At 72.6% G+C, this 15,541-nt stretch carries 17 protein-coding genes and 1 pseudogene; 9 read left to right on the top strand and 9 right to left on the bottom strand.

Going from position 1 to position 15,541, the window contains the following annotated elements; all coding sequences use genetic code 11:
- Positions 1-112 precede the first annotated feature (112 nt).
- The 6 genes from AC0NH5_RS26805 to AC0NH5_RS26780 all read right to left on the bottom strand — a co-directional run bounded on the left by AC0NH5_RS26805 (position 113) and on the right by AC0NH5_RS26780 (position 6,658).
- Entirely contained in the window at positions 113-985 is an 873-nt protein-coding gene (locus tag AC0NH5_RS26805) for an STM4011 family radical SAM protein (protein WP_474408877.1), read from the bottom strand.
- Positions 982-2,277: an STM4012 family radical SAM protein gene (locus tag AC0NH5_RS26800; protein ID WP_474408874.1), complete on the bottom strand. Its 1,296-nt coding sequence runs from the start codon at positions 2,275-2,277 to the stop codon at positions 982-984. Before AC0NH5_RS26800 ends, AC0NH5_RS26805 begins: the two co-directional genes overlap by 4 nt.
- Entirely contained in the window at positions 2,274-3,071 is a 798-nt protein-coding gene (locus AC0NH5_RS26795; protein WP_474408871.1) for an STM4013/SEN3800 family hydrolase, read from the bottom strand. The genes AC0NH5_RS26800 and AC0NH5_RS26795 overlap by 4 nt, the downstream gene beginning before the upstream one ends.
- A complete protein-coding gene (locus AC0NH5_RS26790; protein WP_474408869.1) occupies positions 3,059-4,435 on the bottom strand; it encodes an STM4014 family protein in 1,377 nt (458 codons plus the stop codon). The genes AC0NH5_RS26795 and AC0NH5_RS26790 overlap by 13 nt, the downstream gene beginning before the upstream one ends.
- Positions 4,436-5,350 carry an STM4015 family protein gene (locus AC0NH5_RS26785; protein ID WP_474408867.1) on the bottom strand — a complete coding sequence of 305 codons (915 nt, stop codon included), beginning with the start codon at positions 5,348-5,350 and terminating at the stop codon, positions 4,436-4,438.
- 228 nt (positions 5,351-5,578) lie between these two features.
- A complete protein-coding gene (locus tag AC0NH5_RS26780; RefSeq protein WP_474408864.1) occupies positions 5,579-6,658 on the bottom strand; it encodes an EamA family transporter in 1,080 nt (359 codons plus the stop codon).
- 74 nt (positions 6,659-6,732) lie between these two features.
- Here AC0NH5_RS26780 and AC0NH5_RS26775 point away from each other — a divergent pair, with 74 nt between their 5' ends.
- The gene (locus tag AC0NH5_RS26775; protein WP_474408862.1) at positions 6,733-7,284 is read left to right on the top strand and encodes a CGNR zinc finger domain-containing protein; all 552 of its coding nucleotides are present in this window, start codon (positions 6,733-6,735) and stop codon (positions 7,282-7,284) included.
- Here the strand turns inward: AC0NH5_RS26775 and AC0NH5_RS26770 are convergent.
- A complete protein-coding gene (locus AC0NH5_RS26770; RefSeq protein WP_474408860.1) occupies positions 7,244-7,852 on the bottom strand; it encodes an MFS transporter in 609 nt (202 codons plus the stop codon). The genes AC0NH5_RS26775 and AC0NH5_RS26770 overlap by 41 nt on opposite strands.
- A 352-nt stretch (positions 7,853-8,204) precedes the next feature.
- Here AC0NH5_RS26770 and AC0NH5_RS26765 point away from each other — a divergent pair, with 352 nt between their 5' ends.
- The 5 genes and pseudogenes from AC0NH5_RS26765 to AC0NH5_RS26745 all read left to right on the top strand — a co-directional run.
- Positions 8,205-9,200: an agmatine deiminase family protein gene (locus tag AC0NH5_RS26765; protein ID WP_474408857.1), complete on the top strand. Its 996-nt coding sequence runs from the start codon at positions 8,205-8,207 to the stop codon at positions 9,198-9,200.
- The gene (locus AC0NH5_RS26760) at positions 9,197-10,117 is read left to right on the top strand and encodes a nitrilase-related carbon-nitrogen hydrolase (RefSeq protein WP_474408854.1); all 921 of its coding nucleotides are present in this window, start codon (positions 9,197-9,199) and stop codon (positions 10,115-10,117) included. Before AC0NH5_RS26765 ends, AC0NH5_RS26760 begins: the two co-directional genes overlap by 4 nt.
- A gap of 32 nt (positions 10,118-10,149) precedes the next feature.
- Positions 10,150-10,611 (top strand): hypothetical protein, encoded by a 462-nt coding sequence (locus AC0NH5_RS26755; RefSeq protein WP_474408852.1) that lies wholly within the window; start codon positions 10,150-10,152, stop codon positions 10,609-10,611.
- Positions 10,612-10,693: 82 nt separating this feature from the next.
- On the top strand, positions 10,694-11,089 hold the full coding sequence (locus tag AC0NH5_RS26750) for a hypothetical protein (protein WP_474408850.1): 396 nt from the start codon (positions 10,694-10,696) through the stop codon (positions 11,087-11,089).
- A gap of 6 nt (positions 11,090-11,095) precedes the next feature.
- Positions 11,096-11,263: pseudogene (locus tag AC0NH5_RS26745) on the top strand (hypothetical protein); the annotation flags it as partial.
- Here the strand turns inward: AC0NH5_RS26745 and AC0NH5_RS26740 are convergent.
- Complete coding sequence (locus AC0NH5_RS26740; RefSeq protein WP_474408953.1) at positions 11,249-11,563, bottom strand: hypothetical protein; 315 nt, start codon at positions 11,561-11,563, stop codon at positions 11,249-11,251. The pseudogene AC0NH5_RS26745 and the gene AC0NH5_RS26740 overlap by 15 nt on opposite strands.
- Positions 11,564-11,623: 60 nt before the next feature.
- Here AC0NH5_RS26740 and AC0NH5_RS26735 point away from each other — a divergent pair, with 60 nt between their 5' ends.
- Positions 11,624-12,136 carry a hypothetical protein gene (locus AC0NH5_RS26735; protein ID WP_474408950.1) on the top strand — a complete coding sequence of 171 codons (513 nt, stop codon included), beginning with the start codon at positions 11,624-11,626 and terminating at the stop codon, positions 12,134-12,136.
- Here AC0NH5_RS26735 and AC0NH5_RS26730 read toward each other — a convergent pair.
- Positions 12,133-13,026: an oxidoreductase gene (locus tag AC0NH5_RS26730; RefSeq protein WP_474408847.1), complete on the bottom strand. Its 894-nt coding sequence runs from the start codon at positions 13,024-13,026 to the stop codon at positions 12,133-12,135. The genes AC0NH5_RS26735 and AC0NH5_RS26730 overlap by 4 nt on opposite strands.
- A gap of 100 nt (positions 13,027-13,126) precedes the next feature.
- Here AC0NH5_RS26730 and AC0NH5_RS26725 point away from each other — a divergent pair, with 100 nt between their 5' ends.
- Together AC0NH5_RS26725 and AC0NH5_RS26720 are read left to right on the top strand one after the other, a co-directional pair.
- A complete protein-coding gene (locus AC0NH5_RS26725; protein ID WP_474408845.1) occupies positions 13,127-13,984 on the top strand; it encodes a helix-turn-helix transcriptional regulator in 858 nt (285 codons plus the stop codon).
- 93 nt (positions 13,985-14,077) lie between these two features.
- Positions 14,078-15,487, top strand: coding sequence for a cellulase family glycosylhydrolase (locus tag AC0NH5_RS26720; RefSeq protein ID WP_474408843.1), 1,410 nt, complete (start codon positions 14,078-14,080; stop codon positions 15,485-15,487).
- Positions 15,488-15,541: the final 54 nt, after the last annotated feature.

Below are 15,541 nucleotides of genomic sequence, written 5' to 3'. Positions count from 1 at the left end.
TACGCCGGCCGATGACTGCGCCGGCGCCTTGCGTCTGCACGACACCGATGCGTTCCGTCCGCACGACACCGGCGCCTCGGACCCGTGCCGGCGGGTGACCCGTCGCCCGGGTTCAGGCGGGCTGCGGGAGGGGCCAGATCGCGGGGATGCGTTCCAGCAGGCCGTCGGCGTACACGTCACGCAGGCGCAGCGGCTTGAGATGCACGTAGCCGATGTGGCAGTCGCAGACGGCGTTGCTGCACGGGCGGGGGCGTAGGCCGGTGCGCCAGCTCCCGTCGTACAGATTGCCGATGGGGGTGGGAATGAAGTGGCACCGCCGGACCGTGCCGTCACCCAGCACGGAGATCGCGGTCTCGCCGGCGTGGCAGGCCTCGCCGAGCGAGGCGTGCGGCCGGACGCTGTCGCCGAAGCGCGGGTCGAGTGCGGTCCAGCGGCGTTCCTCGTCGGCGGTGTAGAGGTGGCCGTCGGCCGCGTTGACCCAGAGGTAGACGTGCGGTGGCAGCGCCGCGCGCAGGGCGACCGCCTCCGCGTGGTGCTCGGGCAGGCCGACGACGCCGACGGAATAGCGGACGCCCAGCGCGTCCAGTTCGCGGCAGCGGGCCAGGAAGCGGTCGCGGGTGACCTGGCCGGGATGGTAGGTGGCCCAGAGGGCGGCCACCCGCGGGTTCGCGCCGGCGAGCCAGCCGGTGCGGGCCGCCAGGTTGGTCTGGATGGCCACCCGGGCGACGTGCGGAAGGTGGGAGAGGCGGACGACGGCGTCCCTGTACCACGAGCGGGTCAGGCCCTCACCCCACGGCGTGAACAGGATCGAGAGCCGCCGGTCGGTCGTGGCCCGGACCCATCCGGCGAACCGTTCCAGGTCGGCCCGGTCGGCGCGCAGCAGCCCGGGTGGGTCGACCCGCTTCGCGAACGGGCAGTACGGGCAGTCGTAGTTGCAGCTCGCGAGCGGCCCGCGGTAGAGCACGTAGAGGTCGTCGGCGGTCATCGGGGGACGTACGCCCCCATCGCCTCGCGGACCGTGCCGGACACCAGCCACGGGCCGACGGCGTCGGAGTGGGCGAGGCCCTCGCCGGTGAGCACGGTGCGGTCCGGGTTGATCCAGCCACGGTCGACGAGGTCGGCCAGCTGCGGGAAGTCGTCGGTGTGCGTGGTCCCGAACCGTTCCCGGTAGGCGGCGGCGTCCACGCCCTCGGCCCGGAGCAGCGACTTCAGCAGCCAGCGGCGCCGTTGTTCCACCTGGTCGAGGCGGAAGCCGATCTCCGCGTACGAGAAGTCGCCGGCGGGGCGGGACAGGTAGTCGTCGAGAACCGCGCGGACCTCCGACACGGCGACCGCGTAGTCGAACGAGTAGTGCAGTTCCCTGGTGTACGACCGGGCCCCGCACCCGAGGCCGACCATCCCGTCGTCCTGGCAGCAGTAGTCGGGCCCGTCCGGCACGGGCGCGTCGGCGCGGCGGAACTGGCGCATCGAGTGACGCACGTACCCGGCGCCGGTGAGCACCTCGACCGCCTGCCGGTAGAGCTCCAGCCGTTGCCGGTCCCAGTCGGCGCGGGCGTGCGCCCGCCGTCCCAGCCCGGTCAGCGGCCGCACGTAGAGCGGGTAGAGGTAGAGCTCCTCGGGCCGCCGGCGCAGCGCCTCGTCCAGGGAGTGCTGCCAGGTCTCCGGGGTCTGCCCGTCGATGCCGTAGATCAGGTCGATGTTGAGCACCGGGATCCGCGCGTCGCGGATGGCGTCCAGCGCGGCGAGCACCTCGGGCAGGCGTTGCGGGCGGCCGGCGGCGTGCGCCTCCGCGTCGAGGAAGCTCTGCACGCCGATGCTGACCCGGGTGGTGCCGGCCGTCGCCAGGACCGCGAGCCGGTCCGGGGTGGCGGTGGCGGGTGACGTCTCCACGGACAGCGGGACGGGGCCCCGGCCGAACGTCTCGCCGACGATCTCGAACAGCTCGGTGAGCTCGGGAGCGGTCAGATAGGTGGGGGTGCCGCCGCCGATCGCCAGCCGCGAGAACCGGGCGCTGGGGGAGAGGCTGTCCCGGACCGTGGCCGCCTGCCGGCGCAACTGGGCCAGATAGGCGGTGACCTGCTCCGCCGGTGGATTGGCCCGGGTGAACAGGTTGCAGAACCCGCATCGCATCTCGCAGAACGGCAGGTGGACGTACCCGAAGAGGGAGTCCTGCGGCTCGCCGGCCCACACCTCGCTCAGGAGCGGCCGGGGCTCCAGGGCGCGGTAGGCCGTCTTGTGCGGGTACGCGTAGAGGTAACCCTGGTACGGCGAGATCACGCGGCCTCCAGAACGAAGTCGGCGTACGGAACGGTCCACACGGCCTCGTGGGCGACCCGGTGACCCACGTGGCCGTCCTCGCCGTACAGCGTCCCGTGATCCGAGCAAATGATCACGAAGCAGGCCCGCCCGCGGCTGCTGACCAGCGTGAAGAGCTGATCCAACCGGCTGTCCACGTAGGCGAGGGCGGCCGCCTGGGTCTCCGGCCCGTCCTCGGCGGCGCCGGGTAGGTAGTGCCGGTTGGGCTGGTGCAGCGCCGCCACGTTGACGAACGTGAACAGCGGGCGTGACGCCGGCAGCCGCTCGACGATCGAGGACAGGCGGGCGATCTGACTGCCGAGACCATCCGGGGCGGTCACCCCGAAACCCGGTTCCCAATACGCCTCGGCGAACAACCCCGGCAGCACCCGCCCCAGCGGAGCGGCCGGGTTGAAGAACCCGACGCCGCCCAGGCACACCGTGTGATAGCCGGCCGCGGCCAGCCCCGCCGGGAGATCCGCGGCGTCGAACACGAAGGTGCCCGGCCCGGTGCTCTCGCTGCCGCCGAACCGCGCCGCGAACAGCCGCTCGTGCGGCCCCGGCGTGACCGGCGTCGGCAGGAACCCGGCGAAGAAGGCGTGATGCGCCGCGTAGGTGAACGACGCCGGCGTGTGCCGCCGCTCCCACACGCCGCCGGGCAGCACCGCCCGCAGGGTCGGGGTTTGCCCGCGCGCGAGGCTGTCCACCGCGACGTCGTGACGCAGCGTGTCGAGCGTGACGAACAGCAGGTCGTGGCTGCCGATCAGGTCGCGCACGCGGCGCCCGGTCCCGGGTCGAGGTCGTCCGCCCGGCCGCCGGCCGGTCCCGCCCCGAGGTCATCCGCCCAGCCGCCGGCCGGTCCCGCCCCGAGGTCATCCGCCCAGCCGCCGGTCGGTCCCGCGCCGAAGTCGTCCGGCCAGCCGCCGGCCGCGCCTGTGCCGAGGTCGCCCGCCCAGCCGCCGGCCAGTGCCGCCACCTGGGCGTCATAGGTGTCGAGGCCGTCCGCCAGCACGTTCGGCAAGAGGTCACCGAACGCGTTCACCTCCGCCACCGCATGGTCACGCCACCCCGCCCGGAACATGAGATCAACGCCGACGTGCAATGTACCCGGGAACTGTTCCGCGACCAGGACACACGTCCGCATGGCCGCCGTCCACGCCTGCTCCCCGGCCGCGGCCCGCACCGCCGCCACGTCACCCCGGGCGTTGCCCAGATGCAGGTTCGTCATCGGCGACCGGCTGGTCCGCACCACCACGTGCCGGGGCCGCCCCGCGATCACGACCACCCGCAGGTCGAGCACGCGGTCGTGCAGCGCCGCTTTCGGGAACCACTGCTCGACGTGCAGGCCCTCGGGAGCCAGCCGGTCCACGATCGTCGCGATCCGGCGTTCGTCGTCGTACCGCCGGACCCGGAGATTGTTGAACAGCGCCCCCTCGCTCAGCTCGACCGAGGTCGCCGCCGCGACCCGCCGGCCGGCCCGGGCGAAGGCGATCACCCCGGACGCCGAGGATCCGTGGGACGGTTTTATGAAAACCCGGTTCCACCCCGCCACCCGCATCTGTACGACCAGCGACTCGTAATCCAGCACCGGCTCCGGGAGCGCCGGCGGCACCGGCAGGCCCGCGGCCGACAGCAGCGCGTGACATCGCGGCTTGTCGCTCATGGTGAGGATGTCCGCCGGGTGGTTGAGCAGCGTGCCGCCACCCGCCGCGACGCGCGCGAGCCCTCTCCGCAGCCCGGCGAACCCGGCCGCCAGCCCGACGATCTCCCCGTGCCGCGCCGTGACCGCCGGCTCGCCGCTGCCCAGCTCCCGCAACAGCCGGTCAACCTCGGCGTCCTCACCCGGCGAGTCGATCCGCACGAGCGTCCCCGCCCCCGGAACCCGCCGGCCACCGTCGACATCCTCGGCCCCGCCGCGTCGCTCGCGGGCGTCCGTTTTGGGGTCGCGTCGCTCGTGGGCTTCCGCGCCGTGGTCCCGCCGCTCGTGGACGTCCGTGCCGGGGTCCAGCCGGAGCCGGCCGGGCGCCAGCACGTCGCGCCAGGGGAAGATCTCCGGCGTTGGCAGCCCGGCCCGCTCGACCGCCGCCGCGAACAGCGACACCCGCCGGTTGTCCGGGTTGCCGACGATGGCGAGACGCACTTACTCAGCGACCGCGGTGTAGCGGCCCCACTCCTCCTCGCGCTGTCGGTCGGAGACGTCGACGGCCACGCCGGGCAGCTCGTCGACCACGCGCTGGGCCATCTCCTCCGACATGAAGTGGTGGCTCAGGCTCAGCGAGGTCAGATGGGTGAGCGGCTGGCCGGCGAGCAGCGTCTCCGCGCCCGCGTCGCCGAGCGTGCCGAGTGACAGGTCCAGCGACGTGAGCCGGGCGACCACCGGCGCCGCGGCGACGGCCGCGGCCACCTCCTCGGCGATCTCGGCGTTGCGCAGGCCCAGGTGGCTGAGCGAGGGCAGCGCCCGCCCGGCCAGGATCGGCGCGAGGTCCTCGGCGCGCGCGTCACCGCCGTAGTTGTCCACGCCCAGCCACAGCTCGAGATGTGTCAGGTGGGGAAAGTCGCAGGCGCCCACCGCCCGGATGACGCTCGCCGGCAGGCCGCCGGACTGCAGCACCAGCTCACGCAGACCCTCGTGCTGCAGCGGCTTGATCTCCAGCCCTTCGGCGCCGCGCACCCAGAGACGCTCCAGCGCCGGGAACGTCTCCAGGATCGGCGTGATGTCGCCCTGCTGGATCCACGAGATCTCGCACTGCTCGCCGCTCATCTCGCCGATGAACAACGCCCGCAGCGCGCTGAGCCGCTCCGCGTTGCCGGTCAGCACCTCGGCCGGGAAGCCGCTCTCGTAGGCCGAGCCCCACTCGCCGACGATCAGCGCCGTCGGCCCGGCCGGCCCGCACCGCTCCAGCACCTGCTCGAGCGCCGCCACGAACTCGCCGGTGCCGGCCTCGAACTCCAGGTCGATCCGCCAGGCCACCGCCGCCGGATCGGCCGTGCTCGCGTCCTGCGACGACACGACCGGTAGACCCGCGAACGTCGTCACGAACTCGTAGATGCTCACGGGACTCCCTCGACACCGGTGGCGAACAGTGCCGAGACGTTAGCAAGTCCCTCCGACACTTTCCGACGCGAAGCCCGCACTACCACCCGTCACCCCGCTGAGCAGCGAAGTCCGCCTGGTTGTCAGGGCTGTCCCCGGAGCGTCGCCACAGCGCCGGCCGCCGGCCGCCGGCCGTCGGGCCGGGAGCCGGCCGTCGGGCAGGGAGCCGTCGGGCAGGCCGGCTGCCTGTCAGGGCCGCTCGGCGAGTGAGGGGTTGCGGTCGGCGGGCGTGACGACGCCGACCGGCGCGGCCCCGGCGACCGGTGCCGCCTCAGGCGAAGCGGAGGGCCGGGCAGCCGGCTCAGGCGAAGCGGAGGCCGAGGTAGCCGGCTCAGGCGAAGCGGAGGTCGGGGCCGCCGCGGAAGGCACCGGCTCAGCCGGGATGGCGGCGATCCCTGCCAGGATCAGCACCCCACCCGCCATCTGCAGCGGACTCAGTGCCTCACCCACCACCAACCAAGCGAAGATCGACGCGAACACGACCTCCAGCAGCCCGACGAACGACGCCAGCCGGGAGCCGAGCCGGCTCGACCCGAAGATGCCCGAGGCGTACGCGACGGCGGTGGCGAAGACCGCCACCACGGCCAGCGGGGCCCACCACGGCGCCGGCGAGCCGAGGACCGTCACGTCTCCGAAGGTGAAGGTCATCGGCACCAGCCCGGTCAGCCCGGTCAGGCCCAGCAGCACTCCGCCCAGGAGCAGGCCGATCCCGGCCAGCGCGACGGTCGGCAACCCGTCGGCGGGCCGGGCCGCCACCACGAAGTACACCGCGCAGCCGATCGCCGCGGCGAAGGCCAGCGCCAGGCCGAGCGGGTCGACGGCCTGGAGTGCGCCGGGGCCGATGACCAGGACGAGACCGCCGATCGCCAGCAGGGAGCCGAGCAGCACCGCCGGGCGGGGCAGGCGCAGGGTGGTCACCGCGGTCCAGAGCACCAGCAGCAGCGGCGCCAGGAACTCGACCAGCAGCGCGGTCGCCACCGGAATGCGGTCGATCGCGGCGAAGTAGGCGAGCTGGGTGAAGGCGACCGCGACCGCCCCCATGCCGAGCACCCGCCAGCGTCCCCGCCACAGGGTGGCCCAGCGGCCGCGGAGGGTGTAGAGCACGAACGGCAGCAGCAGCAGTCCGCCGGTGAGGGCGCGGACGGTGACCGCGCCGGCGGGCGACCAGCCGGCTTCGAGCAGCGGTTTGATGAACGCCCCGGACGTGCCGAAGCTGGCGGCCGCCACCACCGCCGCGGCCAGTCCGGTCGACTGCGGTGAGAACTTCACGGCAACACTCCTGCTTGTCATGGGCTAAGGTTCGTACGATCCTGACGCTAGGTCGTACCGCATAAGGAGTCAAATTGCTTTTTGCCCCTGACACCGAGGAGTCTCTGGACTTCGTGGTCGCGATCGCCAACACCGCCGAGGGTGCGAGCCGCTCGGGGGACGACGAGCTCACGACCGTGGATCAGCTGGGCGAGCTGCTGGATCGGTACGGCTATTCCGGTCGGCGGGACAACGACGAGGCGGAGCTGCGCGCGGTCCGCCGGGCGCGAGCGCTGCTGCGTGAGGTGTGGACGCTGGAGCGGGACGCGGCGGTGGAGGCGGTCAACCGGATGCTGGGGGAGGCCCGCGCCTTGCCGTTCCTGACCCGCCACGACGGCTCCGACTGGCACATCCACGCGACCGAACCGGACGCGCCGCTCGCCGAGCGGATCCGGGTCGAGGCGGCGCTCGCGCTGATCGACGTGATCCGGATGAATGAGACCGGTCGCCTCCGGGTGTGCGGCGCCGGCGACTGCACCGGCCTGTTCCTCGACCTCTCCCGCAACGGCTCCAAGCGCTTCTGCAGCGTCCGCTGCGGCAACCGGGTCAACATGATCGCCTTCCGGGCTCGCAAGGCGGACGGCTAGGCCGGTTCTCATGAAGGGGCCGGGCGGCGGCCCCGGATGCCAGCTGCAAAGCGCTCAACGCCACGACAAGCCCCAGGGCAGCCTGCCACCCGCCGGTCCGCTCAGCGAGCAGGCCGGCGGCGACCGGCCCGGCGGCGGCCACCAGGTAGCCGACGGACTGGGCCATCCCGGACAGCCGGGTGGTCTCGGCGTGGGTGCGCCCGCCCAGGCTGATCAGGGTGAGCGCGGTGACCAGGGCGGCGCCCTGACCGACCCCGGCGACGCCGGCCCAGAGGACGGCGAGCTGCGGCGCGGCGAGCAGGCCGAGGGCGGCGAGGGGCACCGGTACGCTCGCCGCGACCGCGCCGAGAGCCCGGCGGCCGGGGTGCCGGAGCAGGAACGGGACGGCCAGTCCGCCCACGATGCCCAGAGCCTGGAAGAGGAAGAGGTGCGCCCCGGCCGTCCGTTCGCTCACCCTGCCGGCGATCTCGACGGTCGGCAGCCAGGTGATCAGGATGTAGAAGGTGGCCGACTGCAGCCCCATGAACGCCGTGATCGTCCAGGCCCGCGGTTGCCGCCACACGGTCACCGTTGCGCTGTCGCCGGCCCGCACCTCGGCGGGCGCCCGCTCCCGGGTCCGCGGCAGCCACGGCGAACGCGAGCAGCGGCAGGGCGCCCAGCACCCCCGACGCCGCCTCGCCGAGGTGCTCGTCCGCGCTGATCTGCGGCAGCACCGGCCCGACCGCGGTGATCGCCGGGCGCAGGCACAGCGCCACGAGAAAGATCGTCGCGGCCGTCATGATTCCCCAACTGCGGTTCGGCGGACATCCACGATAACCGTTGCGGTCCCCGGGTGCGGCCCCGGCCGCCGGACCGCATTCGGCCGGATGGCGCGGCCCGCGGTCCGTAAAGTGGGCGGCAGCGCACCGAGGAGGAGCCCGATGGCCGACCGGATGCCCGCCGAATGGGCGCCGCACCGCCGCACGTGGATGGGCTGGCCGACGCCGAACGCCACCTTCGGCACCGCCGGCGAGCTCACGGCCGCCCGGACCGCGTGGGCCGGCGTGGCCAACGCGATCGTCGCCCACGAGCCGGTGACGATGCTGGTCGCGCCGGGCGACCCGGTCGACGGCCTGGACGCGCGGGTCACCACGGTCGAGGCGCCGCTGGACGACGCGTGGTTGCGCGACAGCGGGCCGACGTTCGTGCACGGCGAGGACGGCCGGGTCCGTGCGGTCGACTGGATCTTCAACGGCTGGGGCGCCCAGTCCTGGGCGACGTGGGACCGGGACGCCCGGGTCGCCGGCCTGGTCGCCGGCCGGGCGGGCGTCGACACGGTCGCCTCCCTGCTGACCCAGGAAGGCGGTGGCTTCCACGTCGACGGCGCGGGCACGGTGCTGCTGACCGAGACGGTGCAGCTCGACCCGTACCGAAATCCGGGCTGGAGCCGGGAACAGGTGGAGGGTGAGGTGCACGCCCGGCTGGGCACCCGCCGGGCGATCTGGCTTCCCCGCGGGCTGACCGCCGACTACGGCGAGTACGGCACCCGCGGCCACGTCGACATCGTCGCCGCCTTCACCCCGTCCGGCCGGGTCCTGGTGCACACCCAGACCGATCCCGGCCACCCCGACCACGAAGTCTCTCAGGAGGTCACCGCGCTCCTGAGGGACGCCGGCCTCGAGGTCGTCCCGCTGCCGGCGCCCACGGTCACCGAGGTGGACGGCGAACTCGTCGACTACTCGTACGTCAACCACTACGTGGCCAACGGCGTGGTGGTGCTCTGCGCCTTCGGCGACCCGCGCGACGCCGGCGCCGCCCAGGTGCTCCGGGAGGCCTACCCGGGCCGGGAGGTCGTGCTCGTCGACGCCCGCGACATCTTCCGCTTCGGCGGCGGGATCCACTGCATCACCCAGCAAGAGCCCCGGGAGCTCCGATGAAGCTGATCAAGGCCGCGGCCGCCGACTCCCCGGCCCGCGTCGACCCGCCGGTCCGCGCACCCCTGGTCGCCGGCCTGGTGCAGACCCGCTGGCACGCCGACCCGGCCGAACACGCCGAGGTGCTGCGCGACGGCATCCGCACGGCCGCCGGGGCGGGCGCCGAGGTGGTGTTCCTGCCCGAGCTGACGCTGTCCCGCTACCCGGCCGACACCCGGCCCGACGGCGACGCCACCGCGACCGCCGAGGACCTGGAGTCCGGGCCGACCATCACGTTCGCCCGCGAGGCGGCGGCGGCCACCGGGGTTTACGTGCACGCGTCGCTCTTCGAACGCAGCCCCGGCGACGACGGCCTGGGCTTCAACACCGCGATCCTCGTCGACCCGGACGGCGCGCTCGTCGGCCGGCGGCGCAAGACCCACATCCCGCGGACCGCCGGCTATTACGAGGACCACTACTTCCGGCCCGGGCCGGCCTCGGCGGAGGCCTATCAGCCGGTCACCGTGGACCGGGCCCGGATCGGCATGCCGACCTGCTGGGACGAGTGGTTCCCGGAGGTGGCGCGGGCCTATTCGCTGAACGGGGCGGACATCATCGCCTACCCCACCGCGATCGGCTCCGAGCCGGACCACCCGGGCTTCGACACCGCCCCACTCTGGCGGCAGGTGATCGTCGCGAACGGGATCGCCAACGGGACCTTCATGGTCGTACCGAATCGGTGGGGTGAAGAAGGTCTGATCACCTTCTACGGCAGTTCGTTCATCTCCGACCCGTACGGCCGGGTGCTGGCGGAGGCGCCCCGCGAGGGCGACGCGGTGCTGGTCGCCGAGCTGGACCTGGACCAGCGCCGGGACTGGCTGACGCTCTTCCCGTTCCTGGAGACCCGGCGCCCCGACACCTACCGGCCCCTCACCGGCTGACCCACCGATCGAGCATGGCACTATGCGGACGCATGAGCTGGCCGCAGATCGCCCTGCAGTTGTCCCGATCCGACGAGATCCCGCCGCTGGTGCTGCACGGCACCTGGGCGAACCGGCCCCCGATCGCGGTGCCGCAGTCGGGGGAGTTCACGCTGACGCACTCGTCGGGATGGACGCTGACCGAGCCGTACTTCGCCGGCAGCGCTTCCGACCAGGGCTGGGTGCAGTCGCCGGCCGGCATCATCGCCGCGCCGACGGTGTGGTTCACCAACCCGGCCGAGACGTCAGCCGTCGCCCTGCCCGGTCGTGAGGTGATCGCCGGGCGGATGTGCTCGCGGGTCGTGGTGTCGTACTCGCGGCACAGCCGGCACGGGATGGTCCTCTGGCTGGACGAGGAGTGGCCGCTGGTGCTGGCGGCCCGCTCGGAGGGCGCCGAGCCGGCCCGCTTCGAGGCGCGGGTCACCTCAGTGCGGCTGCTGTCCCCGGTCAGTTGAGGCGGCGCCCCCCGATCAACCGATGTCGATCGGACGGGCCCGGTGGTCGAGTGGGGTGAGCGACTCGACCACCGGAGGAGCCATGGCATCGCGATCGGCTGACAGAGGCGACTGGCCGGCTGCTGTGGTGGCACTCGGCATCCTGTTCCTGCTGGGAGCCGTGCTGGTCACCGCAACGGTCCGCTGGAGCGCCGATGAGGTCAGGAGTCTGCTGGACCCGCTGGCGCCCATGATCGGGGTGATCTCCGGCGCCTTCGTGACGTACTTCTTCACCCGTCAGCGGGCCGTCGCGGCGGACCGGGCGACGCAGGTCGCCACCGAGCGCGCCGAGCGGGCCGAGGCCACGATCACGAAGGAGCGGGAACGCGCCAAGGTTCTGCACAACGCGCTTTCCGCCGCCTTGAGCATCCCCAGCGGGAGAGTCAGCCGGCAGATGCGGGAGGACCCGGTTCTCCGGGAAGCCCTCAAACCGAACTGAGGTTCCGTGGACATCCTGCTCGTCCGGCACGGCTCGAGACTCGAGGACGACGACGATCAGCGAAGCCGGCTCAGTGACCGTGGCCTGCACCAGGCGCACGTTCTGAGCCGCGCACTGCGGTCCCGCGGGACAGCCGTTGACTGCTTCCTCAGCAGCGAGTCAGCGCACGCGCAGGAAACAGCGGACCTGCTCCGGACGGATCTGGGTGCGGCTCACCTGCCCGTTCACCTGGTGCGGAGCTTGACGCCGGGCCAAGGTGCCTGCACCGCGGACACTCTCGTCCACCAGGGCGTGCATCTCGATCCGGGTCTCGCGGAGCGTCGCGCCGTGCTCGCGGTCGGGCATGAGGGCCGGCTGAGCGACCTCCTCGTCGAACTCACCGGCGCCCGGGACCGGCCGCTCGGCCACGGCGAAGCCGTGTGCGTGCGGGGTGACAGTCTCGCCGACCTGGTCGCGGGCCGCGGGAGCATCCACTACCGCTACCCGGCCTTCGACCATCACGAGGATCGGTTGCGGTCGAAGGTGCAGTCGAAGATGACCGTGTCCACCTTCCTGGCCGGGTTCGTGTTCACCACCCTGAGCGGACGGCTGCTGCTGCCGACCCGGGAGTGGTCGCTCCTGCAGGTGGCCGCCGTCGTGGCGCTGGCCGCCTCGCTGACGTTGTTCATCGCCTGCGTCTACATCTTCGACCAGCTCGGGATGCCGTCCGGTTACTGGACCGACGCGAAACCGCCGCGCCTGTGGCGGCGGTGGTACGACCGCAGGGAACGACTCCGGGACCAGCGATGGCACGACATCGCGGAGGCGAGCGACGCGGAGACCGCGGACGAGGACGCCCGTCAGGCCCAGCAGGACGGACCGCGCTACGAGGTGATGGTGAGTACCTCCCGGTTCGTCTTCACGCCGGCGACCTGGCTGGCGCTGGTCGCGTTCCTGGCGTTGCTGGCCGACACGGGCGACCCGCGCATGATCATCGGTGGGTGCGCCGGTCTGCTGGCGGCCGGCGCGTACGCCCTCACCCGGCGCCCCGATCTGGGGGCCGACTAGCGGTATCCGACGCCGGTCAGGGTCTCGGCGACCGACCACAGGCGCCTGCCGACGGCCGGGTCCGCGGCTTCCGCGCTCGGCCGGACCTCGGTGACCCGTCCGCGCATCTCCAGGAATCCGGACGGCCCGAAGAACTCGCCACCGGTCAGCCCGGGCGCGGTAGCGGCGTGCAGCTGCGGCTCGGCGCCGCGTTCGACCGGCTGGGTGATCAGCAGGCCGGTGTACGACATGACGCGCCCCAGCAGGCCCCGCCCCTCCCAGGCACGCGGGGTGAGGTTGGTGCGCGACATGCCCGGATGGGCCAGCACGCTGACGACCGGCGAGCCGGCGGCCCGTAGCCGGCGGTCCAGTTCGAGGCCGAAGACCGTGCAGGCCAGTTTGGAGGCGCCGTAGACGCGGGCCGCGCCGTACGAGCGTTCGGACATCAGGTCGCCGAAGTCCAGGTGTGCGTTCTTGTGGGTGATCGAGCTCAGGGTGACGACCCGCGGCGCCGGTGCCTCGGCGAGGTTGTCCAGCAGCAGGCCGGTCAGCGCGAAAGGTCCCAGCATGTTCGTGCCCAGGTGCAGCTCGAACCCGTCGGCGGTGGTCCGGCGCGCGCCGAGCAGCACCACGCCGGCGTTGTTGACGAGCAGGTCGATCGCCGGGTGGCCGGCGGACAGCCCGGCGGCGAAGGCGCGCACCGAGGCGAGCGACGCCAGGTCGAGCTCGCGGACCTCGGTGCTGCCGCCGATCCGCCGGGCCACGTCCGCACCGGCGGCGGTGTTGCGGACGGCGAGGACGACGTGCGCGCCGGCGCGGGCCAGTTCGGTGGCGGTGACCAGGCCGAGGCCGGAATTGGCGCCGGTGACGACAGCCACCCGGCCGTGCTGATCAGTGATGTTCGAGGTCATGCCGTGACGCTACGAGCCGGGCGGCGCCATCCGGTCGTACCCGCTTGCCTAGGTCTGCCGGACCTACCCTGACGCTCACCCGGACCGGCACACTTGCGGCATGACCGGAACCCGTCCGTACGCCCGTGAGCTCGCCGATTTCCTGCGGGCCCGCCGCAGCCGGCTGCGGCCGCAGGACGTGGGCCTGGAACCGGGGAGCCGGCGCAAGGTGACCGGCCTGCGGCGCGAGGAGCTCGCTCTGCTCGCCGGCCTGAGCACCGACTATTACCAGCGGATGGAGCAGGGCCGGGAGGTACGGCCGTCGGACGACGTCCTGGACGCGCTCGCCGGCGCCCTGGACCTCGACGACGAGGAGCGCCGGCACCTGTTCACGCTGGCCCGGGCCGCCCGCTCACCGGTCCGGGTGCGCCGCGAGCCGGAGCGGGTGCCGGACAGCACCCGGCGGCTGCTGCGCGTGCTGGGCACCCCGGCCGTCGTGCTCGGCCGGCACCTCGACCTGCTCGCCTGGAACCCGATGGCCGAGGCTCTGCTCGGCGATCCCGGGTCGGTGCCGCGGGACCGGCTGAACATGCTGCTGCTGATGTTCGACGACGACCGGACCGGTGGGCGCGAGTGCCCCGACTGGGAGCAGCAGGCCTTGGACTACATCGGCATGATGCGCGCCGCGGTCGCCACCGACCCCACCCACCCGCGTGCCACCGCGATCGTCGGGGAGCTGAGCATCCGCAGCGCCGAGTTCCGCCGGTTGTGGGCGCGGCACGACGTCCGGGAATCGGTCAGCGGCAGCAAGATCTTCCGGGTGCCCGAGGTGGGCGACGTCGTCCTGGACTGGGACACCTATCCACTGCCGGGCAACCCGGGCCCGGTGATGCTGGTCTACACCGCCGCGCCGGGCACCCCGGACGCCGACCGGTTGCAGCTGCTGGCTGCCCTGCATGCCACCCGCACCGGTATGTGAACATCTTTCGTACATCGACGGCGATGAGATCTGGACAGAATTGTAAACCAACCTAATAATTGGACGACCCCCGATCCCCCACGGAGGATGTCCATGCGTCGATTCCGTTCACCGGCCCTGGCCTCGGCGGCGGCGGCCGTCGCGGCCGGCCTCGCCCTGTACGCCGTCACCCCCGCCTCGGCCGCCACCCCCAGCGCCACCTTCAGCAAGGTGCAGGACTGGGGCTCCGGCTGGCAGGGCCAGTACACGATCACCAACGGCGGCACGTCCGCCATCACGTCCTGGAAGGTCGAGTTCGACCTGCCCGCCGGCACCGGCGCCGGCTCCTACTGGGACGCGCTGCTCACCACCTCCGGGCAGCACCTCACGTTCACCAACCGTGAGTACAACGGCCGGATCGCCCCCGGTGCCTCGGTGACCTTCGGCTTCGTCGGCAGCGGCCCCGGCAGCCCGGCCAACTGCAAGCTGAACGGCGCCGCGTGCTCCGGCGGCGGCCCGACGACCAGCCCCACCTCGGGGCCGCCGGCGACTGCCCCGACCACCAGTCCCACGACGAAACCGCCGACCGGCACCACGCCGGTCGCCCGCAACGGTCAGCTCCGGGTCTGCGGACGACAGCTCTGCAACGCCCAGGGCAAGGCGATCCAGCTGCGCGGCATGAGCACGCACGGCCTGCAGTGGTACGCCGGCTGCGTCAACGACGCCTCGCTGAACGTGCTGGCCGACGAGTGGAACGCCGACGTCCTGCGGATCTCGATGTACATCCAGGAGGGCGGTTACGAGACCGATCCGGCCGGGTTCACCGCGAAGGTCCACGACTACATCGAGAAGGCCACCGCCCGCGGCATGTACGCGATCGTCGACTGGCACATGCTCTCGCCCGGCGACCCCAACTTCAACCTGGCCCGGGCGAAGACCTTCTTCACCGAGATCGCCGCACGCCACAAGAACAAGACCAACATTCTGTACGAGATCGCGAACGAGCCGAGTGACGTGCAGTGGTCGGCGATCAGGTCCTACGCCGACCAGATCATCCCGGTGATCCGCGCGCAGGACGCGGACGGCGTGGTGCTCGTCGGCACCGAGGACTGGTCGTCGCTCGGCGCCTCCGGCGACGGTCAGGGCGTGTCCCGGATCCTCGCCGACCCGGTGAAGGCCGCCAACGTCATGTACGTGTTCCACTTCTACGCGGCCTCGCACGACGACTACTACCTGAACACGTTCCGGGACGCGATCGCGAAGCTGCCGATGTTCGTGACCGAGTTCGGCACGCAGCAGGCCACCGGCGACGGCGGCAACAACTTCACCCAGGCGCAGCGCTACCTCGACCTGATGGCGCAGCACAAGGTCAGCTGGGTGAACTGGAACTACTCCGACGACATGCGTACGGGCGCGGTGTTCACCCAGGGCACCTGCGCGGCCGGCGCGTACTCCGGCACCGGCCGCCTCAAGGAGGCCGGCGTCTGGATCCGCGACCGCATCCGCACCGCCGACGACTTCTGAGCCACCGGGTCGCGCCGCGCCACCGTGCGATGATGACGGGGCGTGGTGCGGCCC

Source organism: Actinoplanes sp. 13, from assembly GCF_056134165.1.
The sequence above is the reverse complement of the archived record's forward strand: the minus strand, read 5'-3'. Positions and strand labels throughout refer to the sequence as shown.